Here is a 20,554-nt window from a genome sequence, read left to right on the forward strand (position 1 = left end):
TTTCATCAATAGAAAAATACGAAATTCTCTCTTCTTTATTCTTTAATAACTTACATAATCTATTATTTCTAACCCATAACCAATCATACCAACTCTTTTTGTTTGCTGCGTATTGGTTATCAATTTTAATTTACTGATGTTTAAATCGTGTAAAATTTGTGCACCAATTCCGAAGTCCCTTTGATCCATGCCAATTGCTGGAGCTTTTAATTCGCCATTTTTCTGACCTTCTTTTAAAACTGATAATCTGCTCAATAAATTTTTAGATTCATTTTGCTGATTGATAAACAATATTGCACCTTTTTCTGCTTCATTTATTACTTGAAACATTTGGTCTAATTTTTTATCAGCATTATTGGTTAAAGTGCCAAGAATATCGTTGTTCACTAAGGTAGAATTTATTCTGGTTAAAACGCCCTCTTTATTAGTCCAAGAACCTTTTGTTAATGCAATATGTAATTGATTATTAGTCGTTTGCTCGTAAGCTCTTAATCTAAATTTTCCAAAACGAGTTTCAATTTCAAAATCCTCTTTCTTTTCAATTAGAGAATCATGTTCCATTCTATATGCAACTAAATCTTCTATAGAGACAATTTTAATATCAAACTTTTTTGCCACTTTTAAAAGTTGTGGTAAACGCGCCATTGTACCATCTTCATTCATGATTTCTACAATAACTCCTGCGGGTTTTAAGCCTGCTAAACGTGCAAAGTCAATTGCAGCTTCTGTATGGCCGGTTCTACGTAAAACGCCACCTTCTTTTGCTCTTAGTGGAAAAATATGACCAGGTCTCGCTAAATCAAAAGGCTTAGTTTCAGGATCAATTAAAGCTCTAATTGTTAAAGCTCTATCCGCAGCAGAAATACCAGTTGTAACTCCTTTTCCGCGTAAATCTACAGAAACGGTAAAGGCGGTTTCCATAGGGTCTGTATTATTATACACCATCATTCCTAACTCCAATTCTTTACAACGTTTTTCAGTTAATGGAGTACAAATTAACCCACGACCATGCGTTGCCATAAAATTGACCATTTCTGGAGTAACTTTTTCTGCAGCTGCTAAAAAATCACCTTCATTTTCACGATTTTCATCATCAACAACAATAATGATTTTGCCATTTCTGATGTCGTTAATTGCCTCTTCTATTGTATTTAATTTCGTGTCTTTATGTAAATTTTGTGCTGTCATATTTTCGTACCTTTTTTTGGTATAATTTTTTGAAAAAATTTGTAATTGGTTGTAAAAATGAGTCTAAATTAAATATTCCTTTGTCTTTTGTGGCTCTCCTTGTTAGTAATATGGCAACTGGTATCATAATAATTGCAGAAATCCAAGAACCCAAGAAGGATGTTATTGTGCTTTCTTCTGCTAAGTTTTTACCAAAAGTATTTGCAAAGAAATAGATTACATATACTGCTATTGCCAAAATCATTGGCAAGCCAAAACCTCCTTTTCTAATGATAGAACCTAAAGGTGCTCCTATAAAAAATAGAATTATGCAGGATAAAGAAAACGCAAATCTATTGTAGTATTCTGTATCGTAAAAGTTCAATATTTTTCTTCTCCATTTTATGGTAAGATTGTTATTCTTTAAGTTACTAACAACTCTATTTGTTTTTGCTATTGCCGAATTTAAAATAATAACTTTTTCTTTGTCTTGAAAGTTTTGAAGAGTAGTTTTCTCTAAATTTTTCTTTTTTAAAGAATCTGGATATTTATATAAATCCATTGCTTGTGCACTTAAAAAGATATTTCTTGCTCTAATATCTAGTACTTCATAATAACTTTCTTTTAACTTAGGAATCGTGTCATTGATTTCTTTTAAACTGTACATCATTGGATATCCTTTATTACTCAAAGAATCTAAAGATCCTTCATCTAAAGCATTACCAATATCTATGTTAAATTCATATTCTTTAAAAGTGGCATTTGAAGCTGCCATTTTTGATCTTTTAAGCGAGGTTTTTGCAGCTTTTACATGTTCTTCATAATAGTTGCCATCATATAGAATAAAGGTCATATATCTACTTCCTTCTTCTGTAACAATTTTCCCTCTTTTTGCCGTAATTACTTTTTGATTTCCTCTATTTCCTTTTAAGTCATAGATTAAAACATTTTTTAAAAGGTTTTGTTCTTCGCCATATTTTTCATCAAATTTAATTTGATAACCCGGTAAATCGGCATTAAAACTTCCAGGAACTAAAGCCATTGCTGGTTGTTTCTTTTTTATATTCTGCTTTAAGTTTATTTGTTTAAAAACAGCATAGGGATATACATTATTTAAAAATAAGAAGTTGATTCCGCTTAAAAATATTGCTAAAATTCCAATTGGTCTTACCAACCGTTGCAAAGAGATTCCTGCAGATTTTGCCGCAGCAAATTCGTAATTTTCACCTAAATTTCCTAAAGCCATTATTGATGATAATAAGACACCAATTGGTAATGCTTGCGGAATGATCATTAAAGTTGTGTAGTATAAAAACTTCAAGATAAAAATAAGGCTAATTCCTTTACCGGCAATATTTTCAAATGCCTGCCATAAAGCCTGCATCACTAGTACAAAAAGTACAATTAAAAATGTAGCTATAAAAGGTTTAAAAAAACTTTTTAAGAGGTATTTATCTAAAATTTTCATAAAACGTAAAAGTAGCATCTAAATTATAAAGGTGCTACTAATTTTCTGTTAATTGAAATAATTAATCTATAGTATAGTTTTGACCTAAATACCTTTTTTTATCAAACCTAAAAAAGGTTTCTGATAAAGGTTGATTACTTTTAAACTCAGTAATTGTAAATGTCGTTTTAGATCCATTTGAACCCGTTTGAATTAGTTTGTAAATGTGCATTGTTTTCGCATCTATACCTAACTCTACTTTAACGATGTCTGAATTACTATCAATGGGATTTAAGGTTACAAACTGAATTTTTCGACCATTCATATCTTGTAATTTTCCCATTTTAAAATTGTAACCTTCTTTGTGAAAAGTTAATAATTTTGAAGGATAAATAAAACCATCATCACCATCTATATCACCATTAGTGATAGAAATTTCTTTTTCATCATTATTAATTACATAGAGTTTTTTTCCGTCGTACATAAAATCATTCCCCAAGTATTTTAAATTATATTTTTCTCCTTGTAGATAAATTTCACCTCTTATTGGCGGTTCATCACCTTCTTTAATTCCTGCATCTTCATTACTTAAAGTTTGGCTAAAACCAATAAACATATTCTGATAAGCTCCCATTTTTGCAGAAACGTCATCTAACAAAGATTTTGCTCCTTTTGAGTTTTGAGAAATAGCAATTGTAGTTATAAATAAACTTAAAAATAAAGTTGTTATTTTTTTCATGTGTAGTGATTGTAAACCCGAATATTTTCGAGAATTTATTGTTTCTTTTCGTTTTCTAATAGATGCTCTAATGCTATAAAATCTTGCACTAAAACTTGTCTCGCTTTGCTTCCTTCAAAACCCCCAACAATACCGGCCGCTTCTAACTGATCAATTAATCTTCCCGCCCTATTGTAACCTAATTTTAATTTTCTTTGCAGCAAAGAAGCAGAACCTTGCTGAGCTGTCACAATGATTTCTGCGGCATCTTTAAATAATTTATCTCTGTCTTCAATATCAATATCAATACTTGTGCCACTTTCATCGTCTACATATTCCGGTAATAAATAAGCATCGGCATAGGCTTTTTGAGAACCAATAAAATCTGTAATTTTTTCAACTTCAGGTGTATCTATAAAAGCACACTGTATTCTATTTATTTCATTTCCTGCGGTATATAGTAAATCTCCACGTCCAATTAATTGATCTGCACCACCGGAATCTAAAATAGTTCTAGAATCTATTTTTGAGGTAACTCTAAATGCAATTCTTGCAGGAAAATTGGCTTTAATTATACCTGTAATTACATTTACAGAGGGTCTTTGTGTTGCAACAATTAAATGAATTCCAATTGCTCTCGCCAATTGTGCTAAACGCGCTATTGGTGTTTCTACCTCTTTACCAGCGGTCATAATTAAATCAGCAAATTCATCAATAACCAAAATGATATACGGTAAAAAATGATGACCGTCGTTAGGATTTAGTTTACGCTGTTTAAACTTTACATTATATTCCTTAATATTTCTTACCATGGCATCTTTTAACAGGTCATACCTGTTATCCATTTCAATACATAAAGAATTTAATGTGTGTACAACTTTTGTCGTATCCGTAATAATTGCTTCTTCAACATCTGGCAATTTTGCTAAATAATGGCGCTCAATTTTATTAAATAAGGTCAGTTCTACTTTCTTCGGATCAACCAAAATAAATTTTACTTCTGCAGGATGTTTTTTATACAAAAGAGAGGTTAAAACCGCATTTAAACCAACCGATTTTCCTTGACCAGTAGCACCTGCCATTAATAAGTGAGGCATTGTTGCCAAATCAACTACAAAAGTTTCATTAGAAATCGTTTTACCTAAAGCAATTGGCAATTCCATTTGAGATTCTTGAAATTTCTTTGATGAAATAACAGAATGCATAGAAACAATTGTCGCTTTTTTATTAGGTACTTCTATACCGATGGTCCCTTTTCCAGGAATTGGCGCAATAATTCTGATACCTAAAGCCGATAAAGACAATGCAATATCATCTTCTAAGTTTTTAATTTTAGAAATTCTAATTCCTGCTTCTGGAACAATTTCATATAAAGTAATCGTTGGTCCTACAGTAGCTTTAATTTCTGCAATACCAATTTTATAGTTTTTTAAAGTTTCTACAATTCGGTCTTTATTTGCCTCTAATTCTTGCGGATCGATTGAAATACTTTCATTGTATTGTTTTAATAAATTGAAAGTTGGGAATTTAAAGTTTGATAATTCTAAAGTAGGATCAAACTCACCAAAATCTTTTAATATTTTATCGGATAAATTTTCAGTAGAAGATTCTTCTTCTTCGGTTTCTTCAATATCAATTTCTAATACTTTTACTGTTTCTTCAATTTTTAATTCAGGATCTTTTTCAATTTTTAAAATAATACCTTCGTTTTTGGGAGAAACATCAGAATGTTTTTCAATTGTTGGTTTTAAATTTTCTAGGGCTACTTCAAATTCTGATTTTTTATCTTTTTTTAAATGGATAGATTCAGAACTTGATTCTTCTTTAATTTTTTCTGAGGGTTTGTCTAGACTTTCTTCTTCTAGGCTATCAGCTTCTCGTTGCACTCTTTTTTGTTTCATTTTCTCGATGAAAGCATCAAATGAAAGTTTGTAACGGAAAGCTAGGTAGCTTATTAGTGTAAATATTAAAATGATTGTTAGTCCAGTTTTTCCAATAAAAGTTTGTAAATAATTATTAATTTCAAAACCTACAACACCAGACAAAAGTGCATAATTTTCATTTAGAAATCCAAAAGCTATAGAAATCCATACCATTGTAAGTAAACCCCAGTTCCAAGAAATAATAATTCTTGAAAATTTCTTTTGAACAATTGTAAAAAATCCTGTTAAAAAAACTTGAAAAGGAATTATAAATGCAGCTAATCCAAAACCTTCATAGATAAAAAAGTTACTTAAATGTGCACCAATTTTACCTAAAAGATTTTTACTTTGTACAGTTTTATCTGTTAAGTAGTTTAATGTACTTTGATCCTCTTGCCAGTTAAAAAAAAACGAAATAAATGCAATACATAAAAAAAACGAAAACAATATTAAAAATATTGAGAACAATGTTTTTGAATGCCTTGATTTTATGTAAGAAAAAATACTAGTTTTTTCTACTTTCTGGGCATTTGTTTTATTGGTACTTAATTTCTGTTTAGCCATTAAAATTTAATTATACTTTTAAAAAGTAAAGATACTTTTTTGCTTAAAATAACAATGAAATTTTAGGAATATAGATAAAACCTGCAACAATTAATGATATAAGCGCAGCAAAGGTAGGTATACCCGCGGCAATATCTTTAACCAAACCAATTTTTACATGAAACTTTGGGTGCACAAAATCTGCTAATTCTTCAATAGCGGTGTTTGCTGCTTCTGCGACTAAAACTAAGCCAATAACAATGAATTGCAAACACCATTCAGTCTCAGAGATGTTAAAATAAAATCCTAATATCGTTGCAATTAAGGCAAAAAATAACTGAGCTTTTATGCTATCTTCTGTTGTAATTAAAATATAAAAACCTTTAAAGGCATATTTTAAACTCCTTAATCTTCCTCTTAAATAACCATCGTTAGGATTTTTCATAAATTAAATTGCTTTTAGAGCAGCCGCGTAATTTGGTTCATCAACAATGTCAGGAACTTGTTCAGTATATACTACGTTTCCGTTTTCATCAACAATAATTATTGCTCTTGAATGCAAGTGGGCTAAAGGTCCGTTTGTAATTTCTACTTCATATTCTTTTCCAAAACGACCAGTAGCAAAATCAGAAAGCATTTCAACATTTTCAAGTCCTTCAGCACCACAAAAACGAGCTTGAGCAAAAGGTAAATCCTTAGAAACGCATAAAACTACTGTATTTTCTAAATCTGCTGCTTTTTTATTAAACTCTCTTACAGAAGTTGCACAAGTACCAGTATCTACGCTTGGAAAAATATTTAAAATAATTTTTTTACCTGCATATTCTTTTAAACTTTTTACTGATAAATCTACAGCAGTTAATTTAAAATCAGCTGCTTTAGCACCAATTTTAGGTAAAGTACCAATTGTGTTTATCGCATTTCCTTTTAGTGTAATATTTGCCATTTTTTTATTTATTAGTTCGGTCAAAAATAACACAAAAAAGAAAACTCCTTCTATAAATACTCAGTTTTTAACTACGTATTAACAAAAATTATTATTGTGTTATATTTTAAGGTTTTTCTTTGTTACAGAATAATGACACAAAAACTGAATTTCTTTCTTAACTATTTAAATTTTCATGAGTGTAATATAAATAAAGAATATCTATTTTAAAATTTATATCGTTTTATTTCTCAAACTCATCAATCCAAAGATAGGGCCAATTGCTAAAGCTGAAAAAACTAAATTTGACTTTGTGAAATTAAATAAGCTACTTATAATTTGAATGCTAATAATTGTAATTGAAAACCCTATACAATTAACAATTGTTAAAGCGGTACCTTTGTCTTTTGATGGTGTATTTTGAGCAACTAAAGTTGAAAATAAAGGTGAATCTGCAATAACAACCGTTCCCCAAAACAGTAAAAAAGCGATAAATAAATTTTTATTTGTAACTTGAAATAGAAAGGGAGCGGCAATACAACAAATACAAGACAAGAATAAAAAGCTAAAAGCAGTTTGTTTAACGCCTATTTTTTCTGAAATATAACCTCCAATAATACAGGAAATACTGCCACTTGAAATAATGATAAAGGATAAAATGGAAATATTAAACGTGATTTCTGGATGCAGGTTTTGATATGTAATTAGCAAAATAGGCACAAAAGCCCAAAAAGTATACAATTCCCACATGTGACCAAAATATCCGAAGGCTGCTTTTCTAAAATTTATATTTTTAAATAGGTGAAAGCAAATTGATACATCGAATGTTGTGCTTGGTTTTCTAAAAGGACCATTCTTAACAAATAGTAACATTAATAAACCTCCAGTTAGCGCCAGTGAAGAAGTTGCAATTAAAACACTTTTCCAAGAAAATTGGATGAAAATATCTTTTAATAAATGTGGCAAGGCAGTTCCTAAAACTAAGGCTCCCACTATAAATCCTAAAGATTTACCTAATCCTTTCTGATAATAATCAGTAGCAACTTTCATTCCAATAGGGTAAATTCCTGCCAAGAAAAATCCTGTTAAGAAACGTAAAGTGAGCAAACTAACTAAAGTTTGATTTTCAAAAATAAAACCAATATTAAAAAGAGCGCCAAAAAAAGCACTGATAAAAAACACTTTTGAGGGCGAAAAACGGTCTGCAATAGTAAATAGCGCAAATATTAAAGTACCCGCTATAAATCCAAATTGAACCGCAGAAGTTAGTAAAGAAAGTGCATTTTCTTCTAGATGAAATGTGTTTACAAGGTTGCTCATGACTCCGTTTCCTGCAAACCACAAAGAGGTACAAAAAAATTGAGAAATAACAATTACGGGCAATATTATTTTTGATTTACTCATTTGAAAGCGAATTTACCATAAAGGGGATAATAATCAGCGTAAATTATTTTGCAACAACATTACTTTATCTATATTTGAAATGATGAAAAAAGTCAAAATCATAGAATGCCCAAGAGATGCAATGCAAGGTATAAAATCTCATTTTATATCCACAGAAAAAAAAGCATTGTATATTAATTCCTTATTAAAAGTTGGTTTTGAGACCATCGACTTTGGTAGTTTTGTGTCGCCAAAAGCCATACCTCAAATGCGAGACACAGCGGCGGTTTTAGCGAAATTAGACCTATCTAGAACACAAAGTAAATTGTTAGCAATTATAGCAAATGTAAGAGGCGCAAAAGATGCATCACAATTTGAAGAGATTGATTATTTAGGATATCCTTTTTCAATTTCAGAAAATTTTCAAATGCGTAATACGCATAAAACGATTGCTGAATCAATAGAAGCATTAGACGAAATTTTAAATATTGCTGATAAATCAAAAAAAGAAGTAGTTGCGTATTTATCTATGGGTTTTGGAAATCCTTATGGAGATCCTTGGAATGTTGATATTGTTGGCGAGTGGACAGAGAAACTTTTTAAAATGGGTGTAAAAATTTTATCGCTTTCAGATACCGTTGGTAGTTCTACTCCAGAAGTGATTTCGTATTTATTTTCGAATCTAATTCCGAAGTATCCAGAAATTGAGTTTGGTGCACATTTGCACACAACTCCAGATAAATGGCACGAAAAAGTAGATGCCGCATATAAAGCTGGTTGCAACCGTTTTGATGGTGCAATTAAAGGTTACGGCGGCTGCCCAATGGCGAAAGATGAATTAACCGGCAACATGCCAACAGAAAAATTATTGAGTTATTTTACTGCGGCAAAAGCCGATACAAACATAAAGCCCATGAGTTTTGAAAGTGCGTATAACAAAGCTTTAGAGGTTTTCGTGTAAGATTTAAAGCTGTAATTTATAAACTTATCTGGTCAAGCACTGTCGAAACCAAAAAAAAAAATTAAAATGAAAAGTATAAAATTATTCCTATATATTCTATCTATTGCACTTTTATTTTCTTGTAAAAAAGATGATGATAAAATTGAGTTCACTTTTTTGCAAATTAATGATGTGTATGAAATAGCCCCAATTCAGGGAGGAGAATTTGGAGGAATGGGAAGAGTAGAAACTGTGCATCAAGAATTATTGAAAGAGAACAAAAACACAATGTTATTTATGGCGGGCGATTTTTTAAATCCGTCTTTAATAGGAACCATAAAAGTAGATGGAGAAAGAGTTCGAGGGAGGCAAATGGTTGAAGTTATGAATGCGATGAATTTTGATTTGGTTGCATTTGGAAACCATGAGTTTGATGTTTCTCAAGAGGATTTACAAAGACGTTTAAATGAAAGTAATTTTCCCTGGATTTCTGCCAATGTGAAATTAAAAACAAAAGAAAAATCAATTCCTTTTTACAAAGAAGTGGAAGGAAAACAAATTTCTTTAAATGAAACGTTTATAAAGGAGTTTACAGATGAAGATGGTACAAAAATTAAGGTCGGTTTTATAAGTGTTTGCATTCCTTCAAATCCCGCAGAATACGTAGAATACGGAAATATGTTTGTAAAAGCGCGAGCTTCTTATGCGGCTATAAAAGATTCTGTGGATGTTGTTTTTGGTTTAACACATGTAAAATTAACAAATGATAAAAGAATTGCAAAATTAATACCGAATTTACCTTTAATTATGGGTGGTCACGAACACACAAATTCTTATGATAAAATAGGAAATGTAATTATTTCTAAAGCCGATGCAAATGCTAAAACGGCATATATCCATAGAGTTTCTTATGATAAAAAGACAAAGAAAACCATTGTAAAATCAGAATTAAAAGAAATAAACGCAACAATTAAGAGTGATGAAAAAGTTGGAGTAGTAGTTCATAAATGGCAAGATATTTTAAAAACACAAATTAAAGATATTATCGAAAATCCGGAGGAGATAATCTACAAAACTAAAATTCCTTTGGATGGAAGAGATACTCAAATTAGAAGTAAAAAAACTAATTTAGGAACAATTATTACAAAATCGATGTCTTTTGCTTTTGAAGATAAAGTTGATTGCGCAATCGTAAATGGAGGTTCTATTCGAATTGATGATGAATTAGTAGGAGATATTAATGCGGTAGATGTTTTTAGAGTTTTACCCTATGGAGGTGAGATTTTAAAAGTTGAAATTAAAGGAAGACTGTTAAAACTTGTTTTAGATTACGGACTTTTAGCTGCCGGAACTGGAGCCTATTTGCATAGGTTTAATGCAGAAAAAGTAGGAGAGAAATGGCATATTAAAAACCAAGAAATAGATATTAAAAGAACATACACGGTTGCTTTTTCTGATTACTTATTAAAAGGTTTTGATATTCCTTTTTTATCATTGGAAAACAAAGAAGTACTTTCAGTTTATACTCCAAAAAATAACGAACTAGCTTTTGATATTAGAAAAGCGGTTATTGAATATTTAAAAACTCAGAAATAAAAAAACCTCACATTTTGTGAGGCTTTATAAGTATATTTTTGTAGACTATCTTTCTCTATGTCTTCTTCCAAATCCTCCAGTTTTTCTGTCAGCAGAACCTCTGTCTGGTCTATCCGAAGGGCGATCACTTCTTTTTCTTCCTCCTTCAGATGAAGATGAAGAACCTTCAGAACCTTTTCGTCTTCCAAAGCCGCCATCTTTTTTACCAAAAGGTTTTTTACCACCTCTTCGTCCGCCACCACCGCCGTCAGAACGATCTTTTTTAGTAATTTCTATATTTACAGAACGACCGTCAAAATCTGGTTGATTAGAAGAAAAAGCTTCTAATGTTTTGTCTTCGAAATTTTTATCAATTTCAAAGAAAGAGAACGTATCTAAAATATCAATTGCACCAATTTCTATTTTATCACCAATATTTTGGTCATTAATTAATCCAATTAATTTAGCGGGGTTTAAACTGTCTTTTCTACCAATATTGATAAAAAAGCGAGTCATATTATCTGCTGTATCTCTAGATCTAGAATTATCTCTAGATAAATCGTTTAAATCTTTAGCGTTTTCATAATACGATAACATCGTGTTAAACTCTAAAGACACAAACTTCTTGATTAATTCTTCTCTATCTAAATCTTTTAATTTGTCATAAATACTTGGTAAAAACTCATTAATCTGAGTTTCATTTACTTCAATATTGTTTACTTTATCAATTAAGTTCATTAATTGATTTTGACAAATTTCTTTACCAGAAGGTACTTTACCTTCTTCAAATTTCTTTTGAATAATTTTCTCGATCGCTCTTAACTTTCCTTTTTCCTTTCCATTTACTAAAACAATAGAAATTCCGGTGTTACCAGCTCTACCAGTTCTACCACTTCTGTGCGTATAGTTTTCTATTTGATCTGGTAATTTATGGTTAATTACGTGTGTTAATTCAGTTACATCCAATCCACGAGCAGCAACATCTGTAGCTACTAATATTTGAATTGATTTTTTCCTGAATTTTCCCATTACAGAATCTCTTTGTGCTTGCGATAAATCTCCATGCAAAGAATCTGCACTATAACCGTCTTTTATTAAATTGTCTGCAACTTCTTGTGTTTCTCGACGAGTTCTACAAAAAATAATTGCATAAATATCTGGATTTAAATCTGCAATCCTTTTTAAAGCCGGATAACGAGTTCTTTCTGTAACTGAATAAAATTCATGACTTACATTATCTGCACCTTGATTTTTTTGACCAGAAGTAATTTCAACTGGATTTGTCATATAATTTCTTGCAATAGACTCTACTTCTCTAGGGAAGGTTGCCGAAAATAATAAGGTTTGTTTGGTGTCTGGTGTTGCTTCTAAAACTTTATCTAATTCGTCTTTGAAGCCCATGTTTAACATTTCATCAGCTTCGTCTAAGACTAACCATTTAACGTCTCCTAATTTTAAAGCTCTTCTATTAATTAAATCTACCGTTCTACCTGGAGTTCCAACAACAATTTGAGACCCTCTTTTTAAAGATCTAATTTGTTCTTCCATACTAGATCCACCATAAACAGTCGTTACATTAACGTCTTTTAAGTATTTACAAAAATCTTTAATATTATTACCAATTTGAACGGCAAGTTCCCTTGTTGGTGATAAAATGATTGCTTGAACATTATTGCTATTGGTGTCTAAAAGTTCTAATATAGGCAAACTAAACGCAGCTGTTTTACCGGTTCCTGTTTGTGCAAAAGCCTTTAAATCGCTTTTAGAGGTAATTATTTGTGGAATTGCTTGTTCTTGAATAACAGTTGGGTTTTCGTACCCTAAATCTGTTAATGCTTTGATGATAGGTTCTTTTAAACCTAATTCTTTAAATGTTGACATTACTGTGTTTTTGTAGATTCACAGAACGCCCACCTGTAAATCTGATTATAATTCTTGGACTTGATTTTATTGAGTTATCTCAATTTTAAAATCGTGCAAAGGTACTTTAATTTAAGTAGATAATACACCTATAAACGAATTAATTAATTTTCGCTAAGTGCCTTTAAATAAGGGTTTATGTTAAAAGAAGAAAAAGATGCGTAGCCATTTGTTACTTTTCTGTCTTTATTTACTAAAATACAGCGTGGCATTTTACTAGTTAAAAAAGTATTTGCCTCACTTTTACCATTTATATAATATTGGTTTTTTAAATCAGAATTTTCAATACCTTTAGTTTTTACTCCATCCATTTTTATTTGAATAAAACTTACTGTTGGATAGGCTTTTGATAAATAATTTATTCTTGAAGCTATATAATTTTCTGTATAATATTCCTCATTCCAAAAGAAAAGGAGCGCATTCTTACCTTTTATAATTTTACTTATAGGTATTTCAATATTTGCAAAGTCAATGACATTAAAATCGGGTAAAATATTATTTTTTTTGACAGCTTTAGAATCGTTGATTATTTGTTGAATTTGATTTTTATCTTTTTTGTTCGTACTAAACTCAAAAAATTTATCAAAAGCTTCTTCATTTATTTCACAACTAGATTTGTTGTAAAAATGACTAATAACAGTTTGTTTTAAGAGTACATTTTTTGAAAGTTCAGAAGTAATATTTTTATCAATTATGGTCAATAGGTCTGAAGTAAATTTTGACGAATATTTACTTTTTACTGATGGGTGGCCTAATGCATAGGTTTCATTGTATAAATAAGTTCTAACATATCCAAAATAAGGAGGATAATACATTAAAGAATCTTTGTTTATGTTCACATGATTTCTATAATTGAAAAAGGACTTGTCTAATTTAGGGAAATGCTCAGAATCAGAATGTTTAGCATAGATTATTGGGTATTTTTCTATTTGTTCATATAGAGGATACATAAGTGCAACTTTTAAAATTTCTTTAAAACCTTCGGTTTCATTTGGATGACTTTCTAAATAATCGTTGTATGTACCTAACTTTTGCTTTTCTAAATAAGCTACTTTCTTTTTAAAAGTTTTAGGTTCTAACCTGTTAAAATCATAAAAAGCTTTTCGTTCCTTTTCGTCTTCTAAAAAACAATCTATTAAAATATTATTTCTTTCTGCACCTTCTCCAGCAAATACCAAAGATTCGTCAAAATCCCAAGTATTTAAACGCAACATTAAACTATCTTTTGGTTCTAGGTAGATATACTGATTTTCATCACCATGAAAAAAATAATACAAACCTTCATTTGCGTTTTTTAATTTTCCAAGAAATTTATTTTCTGTATCTAAGTATAAAGTATCTATTACTTTATCTAAAGAAAAAAGCACCACATATTTAGATTTTGGGTTAATAATTTTACCACCAAAATAAGTTAGTGTTTCCTTTTTACTAGAATCACAACCCATTAAAGCCAATAAAGCCATTAAAAGCAATAAATGTAAAAAGTAAATTATTTTTTTCATCATAGTAGTTTACGGCAAAAAAATCTACGAACAAATTTAGGTATTCAAGGTTGCTGTAGTTGTTAATACGCTGTTAAAAATATTCTAAGTAGAATTTAACTTTTAAGATCTTTTTTTACAAAAAGCATTAGAAATCAGGCAAGGAAAGAGAATCAATTTAGTACTTTTGCAGAAATTTAAAATACAATTATGTTATCAGTTTCTAATTTATCCGTTCAGTTTGGAAAACGTATTTTGTTTGATGAAGTAAGTACAAAGTTTCTTCAAGGAAATTGCTATGGAATTATTGGTGCAAATGGCTCAGGAAAATCGACTTTTTTAAAAATTATTTCTGGTAAACAGGATCCAACTTCTGGTCAAGTTCACTTAGAAAAAGGAAAAAGAATGTCTGTTTTATCCCAAGATCATTATGCTTTTGACGAGTTTCCTGTTCTAGAAACCGTTGTTATGGGTAACAAGGAGCTCTTTAAAATTAAAAAGCAGATAGATGATTTGTATGCTGATTATTCTGATGAAAATGCGGATAAAATTGGTGAGCTTCAAATAATTTTTGAAGAAATGAATGGTTGGAGCGCAGATTCTGATGCTGCTGCAATGCTATCTAATTTAGGTATTACCGAAGATTTACATTATACTCTAATGAAAGATTTAGATGGTAAACAAAAAGTACGTGTGTTAATTTCTCAAGCGCTGTTTGGAAATCCTGATGTGTTAATTATGGATGAGCCAACCAATGATTTAGATTTTGAAACTATTGAGTGGCTAGAAAACTTTATCGCAAATTTTGATAACTGTGTAATTGTAGTTTCGCATGATAGGCACTTTCTAGATTCAGTTTGTACACATATTTCTGATATCGATTATAGCAAAATAAATAATTATTCCGGTAATTATACTTTTTGGTATGAATCTAGTCAATTAGCAGCAAAACAAAGAGCACAACAAAATAAAAAAGCCGAAGATAAAAAGAAAGAATTGGAGGAATTTATTCGTCGTTTTTCTGCCAATGTTGCGAAGTCGAAACAAGCAACTTCTCGTAAAAAAATGATTGAGAAATTAAATGTTGAAGATATTAAACCTTCTAGCAGACGTTATCCCGCAATTATTTTTGATAGAGATAGAGAAGCCGGAGACCAGATTTTAACGGTTGATGGTTTATCAAAAGAGTTTGAAGGTGATAAATTATTTGATAATGTACATATCAATTTAAATAAAGGGGATAAAATTGCGGTTATTTCTAGAAATTCTAGAGCAATTTCTGCCTTTTATCAAATTATAACAGATAATGAAAAAGCAGATGCGGGTAAGTTTTCTTGGGGTGTTACTACAACTCAATCTTATTTGCCATTAGATAATTCATCATTTTTTCAAAGCGGAGAATTAAATTTAGTAGATTGGTTAAGACAATATGCACAAACAGAAGAGGAGCGTGAGGAAGTTTTTTTAAGAGGATTTTTAGGGAAAATGATTTTTTCTGGCGAAGAAGCTTTGAAGAAAAGTAATGTGCTTTCCGGAGGAGAAAAAGTACGTTGTATGCTTTCTAGAATGATGATGAAAAGAGCTAATATTTTAATCTTAGATGAGCCAACAAATCACTTAGATTTAGAATCTATTCAATCTTTAAATAACTCGTTAATTAACTTTAAAGGAACTGTTTTAATTTCTACGCATGATCATGAGTTTGCGCAAACCGTTGCTAACAGGGTAATTGAGTTAACGCCTAAGGGAGTTATAGATAGATATTCAACTTTTGATGATTATTTATCAGATCCAAAAATTAAAGAATTGCGTGAAAGTATGTATGCTTAATTTTTAAACGCAGAGATCGCAAAGCTTTTTATCAAAGTTCGCAAAGATTTTTTTATAATTTCTTTGCGAATTTTTTTATTTTCTTAGGGTTCTTTATGGTTTATTTCTTCTGCAAAGGACTAATAATTTTCACATCAGAAAAAGAAATTGCACCTCTAATTACGCCATCAATCGTTTTCTTTAAAGCTTCGATTAATTGCATTTTTAATTGCGATTTATGATAAATTAAACTCACTTCTCTTGCAGGAGGAGGGTTGTTAAATTCACGTAAATGAGATTTATCAATTTCATTTAAATCCAACGTATGTAAATACGGTAAAAGTGTCATTCCTAGACCTTCTTTAGAAAGTTTTATCAAGGTATCAAAACTTCCGCTTTCTAACTGAAATCGTTTTTTATTATCAACTTTATGATTTCTACATAAATTGAGCACACTTTCTTTAAAACAATGTCCATCTTCCAATAACAAAATATCTTCCATTTCTAATTCATCTACAGTGATGGTTTTATTTTTGAATAATCGATGATTTTGCGGAATTAATCCAATAAATGGTTCGTAATACAAAGGTCGTTCTTTAATGGCTTCATTTTCTAAAGGAGTTGCAGCAATCGCCGCATCTATATGGCCGTCTGTTAATTTTCTAATAATCTCTTCAGTTGTTAATTCTTCAATAATCAACTTTACTTTTGGGTATTTGTTGGTGAAATTTTGTAAGAACATCGGCAATAAAGTAGGCATGACAGTTGGTATAATTCCGATTTTAAATTCACCTCCAATAAATCCTTTTTGTTGATGAACGATGTCTAAAATGCGGTTACTTTCGTCAACAATAACTTTTGCTTGTCCAACTATCTTTTTACCAACTTCAGTCAATTCAATTGGTTTTTTAGAACGATTAAATATTTTAACACTTAATTCATCCTCTAGTTTCTGAATTTGCATGCTCAATGTGGGCTGCGTAACAAAACTATGTTCTGCAGCTACTGTGAAATTCTGATATTCTGCAACGGATAAAACGTATTTTAATTGGGTTATAGTCATTTTTATAGTTATTTTTGATAAAGATATTAAAACTATCAATTATAATTATAGTTTGTAGTCTTAATTTTTTTGTAAATTTATAGTATAATTTAAAAACATATTAAAAATGGACAAAAACATTTTAGGTTTAGACAAAAAAGAGACTCAAAATTCTGTAGAAAAATTAAACGGTTTATTATCCAACTTTCAAATATATTATCAAAACTTAAGAGGTTTACATTGGAATATTAAAGGAAAGAACTTTTTTCAATTACATGTAAAGTTCGAGGAATTTTACACAGATTCTCAAGTTAAAGTAGATGAAATTGCAGAACGTATTTTAACTTTGCAAGGTAAGCCTTTGCATACTTTTCAAGATTATATAAATAAAGCTTCTGTGCCTGTTGGAAAAGATATTTCTAATGATGTAGAGGCAGTGGAGCTGGTTGTAAATTCCTTATCAGAATTATTGAAAATTGAAAGAAGTATTTTAAGTCTTTCTGATGAAACAAATGATGAAGGAACAAATTCTATGATGAGTGATTTTATTTCGGAACAAGAAAAAACAATCTGGATGTTAAACTCTTGGTTGGGTAAATAATCAAAATAAATATTCTTTTAAAACTTCATTTTGAATTAACTTTCAAAATGACATTTTTTTTAATTTAAAACATAAGAATACCCAACTTCTAATCCTAAAATATTATAACCGTTATTTGGTTTTTGAAAATTTAAATTAGAAACATGGCCAAAGTTAGTTCCTAGATATATGGAAGAATTCGAAAAAGTTTCATGAGAAAATCCGAAAGACAGGTTTTCTATAAACGTAAACCCTTTTGCCAAACGTTCGGTTCTTTTATCAATCACAGAAAAACCTAAACTTAAGGTTGTTTGAAAATCTAATTTGGCTGTTATATGTTTTTTTACAGCAAAACCAAATTCTAACGCATACAAATTGATAGTTTTTGCTTTTGTAAATTCGGTTCTCTTTTCTAGGTAATTTTCTTCATCCGGAGTTACAAATTGCCCGTTTAATAATTGATGATCCAAAAACTGAACTTGAGGTTGCACTATTAACTCGAAATCGAGATTTTTCTAGTTTCCTAATGTATAAAAAGCCTGTAATTTAAATGTATTTGTAGCATACGTATAATCAGGATCATTATTTATAAAATTTTCATTTGTACCATAGTTATATAAAAAACCAATTTTAATAGGTTTTAAAACAACCCTTTTTTTCTCCTGACCAAAAGAAAAAGAGACAATAAAAAATAATATAAGAGTAAGAATCTTATTTTTCATAGCTTTAGGTTAGCTAAACATTTTAGCAACCTTTTCCGCCTTTCTACTTGCCGAATAATCATAAAAACCTTCACCAGATTTCACGCCTAATTTACCAGCATTTACCATGTTTACTAACAGTGGGCAAGGTGCATATTTCGGATTCTTAAATCCGTCGTACATTACATTTAAAATAGACAAACAAACGTCTAAACCAACAAAATCTGCCAATTGTAAGGGTCCCATTGGATGTGCCATTCCAAGCATCATAACGGTATCAATTTCTGCAACACCCGCAACGCCATTATACAAAGTTTCGATAGATTCGTTAATCATTGGCATCAAAATTCTGTTGGCAACAAAACCAGGATAATCATTCACTTCGACCGGAATTTTATTGATTTTTTTGCTCAATTCAACCGTAAAAGTCATCACTTCATCCGCAGTATTGTATCCTCTAATAATCTCTACCAATTTCATAATTGGCACAGGATTCATAAAATGCATTCCAATAACTTTTTCGGGTCTTTTAGTTACGCCTGCAATTTGAGTAATAGAAATTGAGGATGTATTTGTTGCTAAAATGGTTTCTTCAGCACAAACTTCATCTAATTCCTTGAAAATTTTGGCTTTTAAAATGGAATTTTCAGTAGCAGCTTCAATTACTAAACTTGTGTTTTTAACACCCTCTTTTATAGAAGTAAAAGTACTAATATTCCCTAAAGTTTTTACTTTATCAGCCTCAGAAATTTTTTCTTTAGCAACCATTCTATCCAAATTTTTGGTAATCGTTGCCATTCCCTTTTCAAGAGCAGCTTCAGAAATATCAATCAATTGAACTTTATAATTAAACTGAGCAAATGTATGCGCAATTCCATTTCCCATTGTTCCAGCACCAATTACAGCTATATTTTTCATGAAGTATTATTTTATTTTAATATTATTTGGGCGTTCCCTAAAGGTCGAGTTTTACGTTTCAATCTTTTTTTTTACGTACGTCTTTGCAAAGAAAGTTTTTTACTTTATGAAGCAATCTCCCTCTTTTTTATAAGGACATGTTAAAAAAAAGGATTTCCACTGCAATCCCTAACGCAATTATTTGCTAACTTTTTTAAATTATTGAAAGCATTTTTTTTGGTTTAAAACTTTTTATTAGTGTCCAATTAAAAAATATTTTTAGTTTGATAAAACCTTTTTATAAATAATATAGTACACCAATTTTTTAAATGACACTTTGCTTTTTCGAGATAATAGTATCGAGGTACAGCAGATAATCTTATTTTAACTTTCATCTGTTTATTAGATAATTGGAAGCAAGTCTTGTTCTAAAAGTGAAACGGTCTTTAGTCTTTATATCGATGAACAATGATACTTTTTATATAGTAAAAGGTAAACTTAAAAACTATCGATCACCATTTGAGCAACTCTTAAAGCATCTGTTCCATTTCTTAAGCTAACAATAGGTTCGGTTTTATTTATGATAGCATCTGCAAAAGTTTCTAATTCATCTAAAATTGCATTGTTATTTTCAATCTCAGGATTGTCAAAATAAATTTGTTTTTTAACACCTTCTGCATTCTGTAAAATCATTGCAAATTCATCAGGATTTTCTGGTACATCTTTCATTCTTACCACTTCGGCTTTTTTTTCTAACAAATCAACAGAAATATACGCATCCTTCTGAAAAAAACGACTTTTACGCATGTTTTTCATAGAAATTCTACTTGCCGTTAAATTAGCAACACAACCATTTTCGAACTCAATTCTTGCATTTGCAATATCAGGAGTATCAGAAATTACTGAAATTCCGCTTGCATACACATTTTTAACTTTCGATTTTACCACAGAAAGGATAATGTCAATATCATGAATCATTAAATCTAAAACGACAGGCACATCTGTACCTCTTGGATTAAATTCTGCCAATCGATGCGTTTCTATAAACATCGGATTGTCAATCATACCTTTAGCCGCGATAAATGCAGGATTGAATCTTTCTACATGACCAACTTGACCTTTTACATGATACTGACTCGCTAAAGTTCTAATCGCTTCTGCTTCTAAAACAGTTTTTGCAATTGGTTTTTCAATAAAAATGTGACAGCCTTTTTCTATTGCTTTTTTAGCACAGTCAAAATGAGATAAAGTTGGTGTAACAATATCCACAACTTCAACAGCATCAATTAAATCATCGATAGAAGCAAATAATTTGTATCCAAATTCTTCTGCAACTTTTTGTGCATTTATAGTATCTTGATCATAAAAACCAACCAATTCGTATTTTTTTGATTGCTCTAATAAACGCAAATGAATTTTTCCAAGATGACCTGCACCTAAAACCCCAACTTTTAACATAAAATCTTGTTTTTTAGTATTTTCTGGTATTTTAAATACCGATAAA

General features: G+C 30.2%; 18 protein-coding genes. 4 read left to right on the forward strand and 14 right to left on the reverse strand.

Annotation, left to right across the window (positions count from 1 at the left end; translation table 11 throughout):
- Nucleotides 1-42: 42 nt before the first annotated feature.
- From ribB to BST83_RS04700, 7 genes are all read right to left on the reverse strand, one after another.
- Complete coding sequence (gene ribB, locus BST83_RS04670; RefSeq protein WP_104808784.1) at nucleotides 43-1,188, reverse strand: 3,4-dihydroxy-2-butanone-4-phosphate synthase; 1,146 nt, start codon at nucleotides 1,186-1,188, stop codon at nucleotides 43-45.
- Complete coding sequence (locus tag BST83_RS04675) at nucleotides 1,166-2,635, reverse strand: LptF/LptG family permease (protein WP_104808785.1); 1,470 nt, start codon at nucleotides 2,633-2,635, stop codon at nucleotides 1,166-1,168. The genes ribB and BST83_RS04675 overlap by 23 nt, the downstream gene beginning before the upstream one ends.
- A 61-nt stretch (nucleotides 2,636-2,696) precedes the next feature.
- Nucleotides 2,697-3,353 (reverse strand): outer membrane lipoprotein periplasmic chaperone LolA1, encoded by a 657-nt coding sequence (gene lolA1 / locus BST83_RS04680; RefSeq protein ID WP_104808786.1) that lies wholly within the window; start codon nucleotides 3,351-3,353, stop codon nucleotides 2,697-2,699.
- Nucleotides 3,354-3,388: 35 nt separating this feature from the next.
- Nucleotides 3,389-5,818: a DNA translocase FtsK gene (locus BST83_RS04685; RefSeq protein WP_104808787.1), complete on the reverse strand. Its 2,430-nt coding sequence runs from the start codon at nucleotides 5,816-5,818 to the stop codon at nucleotides 3,389-3,391.
- A gap of 43 nt (nucleotides 5,819-5,861) precedes the next feature.
- Nucleotides 5,862-6,242, reverse strand: coding sequence for a diacylglycerol kinase family protein (locus BST83_RS04690; RefSeq protein ID WP_104808788.1), 381 nt, complete (start codon nucleotides 6,240-6,242; stop codon nucleotides 5,862-5,864).
- A gap of 3 nt (nucleotides 6,243-6,245) precedes the next feature.
- On the reverse strand, nucleotides 6,246-6,743 hold the full coding sequence (gene tpx / locus BST83_RS04695; RefSeq protein ID WP_104808789.1) for a thiol peroxidase: 498 nt from the start codon (nucleotides 6,741-6,743) through the stop codon (nucleotides 6,246-6,248).
- 213 nt (nucleotides 6,744-6,956) lie between these two features.
- The gene (locus BST83_RS04700; RefSeq protein WP_104808790.1) at nucleotides 6,957-8,126 is read right to left on the reverse strand and encodes an MFS transporter; all 1,170 of its coding nucleotides are present in this window, start codon (nucleotides 8,124-8,126) and stop codon (nucleotides 6,957-6,959) included.
- An 82-nt stretch (nucleotides 8,127-8,208) separates the two neighbouring features.
- On the opposite strand from BST83_RS04700, the gene BST83_RS04705 reads away from it, so the two are divergent.
- Both BST83_RS04705 and BST83_RS04710 read left to right on the forward strand, forming a co-directional pair.
- Nucleotides 8,209-9,066 (forward strand): hydroxymethylglutaryl-CoA lyase, encoded by an 858-nt coding sequence (locus tag BST83_RS04705; RefSeq protein WP_170062739.1) that lies wholly within the window; start codon nucleotides 8,209-8,211, stop codon nucleotides 9,064-9,066.
- A 66-nt stretch (nucleotides 9,067-9,132) separates the two neighbouring features.
- Nucleotides 9,133-10,641, forward strand: a complete 1,509-nt coding sequence (locus BST83_RS04710; RefSeq protein WP_104808792.1) for a bifunctional metallophosphatase/5'-nucleotidase — start codon at nucleotides 9,133-9,135, stop codon at nucleotides 10,639-10,641.
- Nucleotides 10,642-10,686: 45 nt separating this feature from the next.
- On the opposite strand, the gene BST83_RS04715 is transcribed toward BST83_RS04710, so the two are convergent.
- The gene (locus BST83_RS04715) at nucleotides 10,687-12,501 is read right to left on the reverse strand and encodes a DEAD/DEAH box helicase (protein ID WP_104808793.1); all 1,815 of its coding nucleotides are present in this window, start codon (nucleotides 12,499-12,501) and stop codon (nucleotides 10,687-10,689) included.
- 143 nt (nucleotides 12,502-12,644) lie between these two features.
- Nucleotides 12,645-14,045, reverse strand: coding sequence for a hypothetical protein (locus tag BST83_RS04720; protein WP_104808794.1), 1,401 nt, complete (start codon nucleotides 14,043-14,045; stop codon nucleotides 12,645-12,647).
- Between the two features lie 186 nt (nucleotides 14,046-14,231).
- Here BST83_RS04720 and BST83_RS04725 point away from each other — a divergent pair, with 186 nt between their 5' ends.
- A complete protein-coding gene (locus BST83_RS04725; protein WP_104808795.1) occupies nucleotides 14,232-15,851 on the forward strand; it encodes an ABC-F family ATP-binding cassette domain-containing protein in 1,620 nt (539 codons plus the stop codon).
- 100 nt (nucleotides 15,852-15,951) lie between these two features.
- Here the strand turns inward: BST83_RS04725 and BST83_RS04730 are convergent, their stop codons facing one another.
- Nucleotides 15,952-16,893 (reverse strand): hydrogen peroxide-inducible genes activator, encoded by a 942-nt coding sequence (locus BST83_RS04730; RefSeq protein WP_104808796.1) that lies wholly within the window; start codon nucleotides 16,891-16,893, stop codon nucleotides 15,952-15,954.
- Nucleotides 16,894-16,999: 106 nt separating this feature from the next.
- On the opposite strand from BST83_RS04730, the gene BST83_RS04735 reads away from it, so the two are divergent.
- Nucleotides 17,000-17,473 carry a Dps family protein gene (locus BST83_RS04735; protein ID WP_104808797.1) on the forward strand — a complete coding sequence of 158 codons (474 nt, stop codon included), beginning with the start codon at nucleotides 17,000-17,002 and terminating at the stop codon, nucleotides 17,471-17,473.
- Between the two features lie 59 nt (nucleotides 17,474-17,532).
- On the opposite strand, the gene BST83_RS04740 is transcribed toward BST83_RS04735, so the two are convergent.
- The 4 genes from BST83_RS04740 to BST83_RS04755 form a co-directional block, all read right to left on the reverse strand.
- Nucleotides 17,533-17,922: an acyloxyacyl hydrolase gene (locus tag BST83_RS04740; RefSeq protein WP_240614653.1), complete on the reverse strand. Its 390-nt coding sequence runs from the start codon at nucleotides 17,920-17,922 to the stop codon at nucleotides 17,533-17,535.
- A gap of 45 nt (nucleotides 17,923-17,967) precedes the next feature.
- Nucleotides 17,968-18,174, reverse strand: a complete 207-nt coding sequence (locus BST83_RS04745) for a hypothetical protein (protein ID WP_104808798.1) — start codon at nucleotides 18,172-18,174, stop codon at nucleotides 17,968-17,970.
- A 9-nt stretch (nucleotides 18,175-18,183) separates the two neighbouring features.
- Nucleotides 18,184-19,071: a 3-hydroxyacyl-CoA dehydrogenase family protein gene (locus BST83_RS04750; RefSeq protein WP_104808799.1), complete on the reverse strand. Its 888-nt coding sequence runs from the start codon at nucleotides 19,069-19,071 to the stop codon at nucleotides 18,184-18,186.
- Between the two features lie 477 nt (nucleotides 19,072-19,548).
- A complete protein-coding gene (locus tag BST83_RS04755) occupies nucleotides 19,549-20,508 on the reverse strand; it encodes a Gfo/Idh/MocA family protein (RefSeq protein ID WP_104808800.1) in 960 nt (319 codons plus the stop codon).
- Between the last annotated feature and the right edge of the window lie 46 nt (nucleotides 20,509-20,554).

The sequence above is a fragment of the Polaribacter filamentus genome, from assembly GCF_002943715.1.
Lineage (GTDB): Bacteria > Bacteroidota > Bacteroidia > Flavobacteriales > Flavobacteriaceae > Polaribacter > Polaribacter filamentus.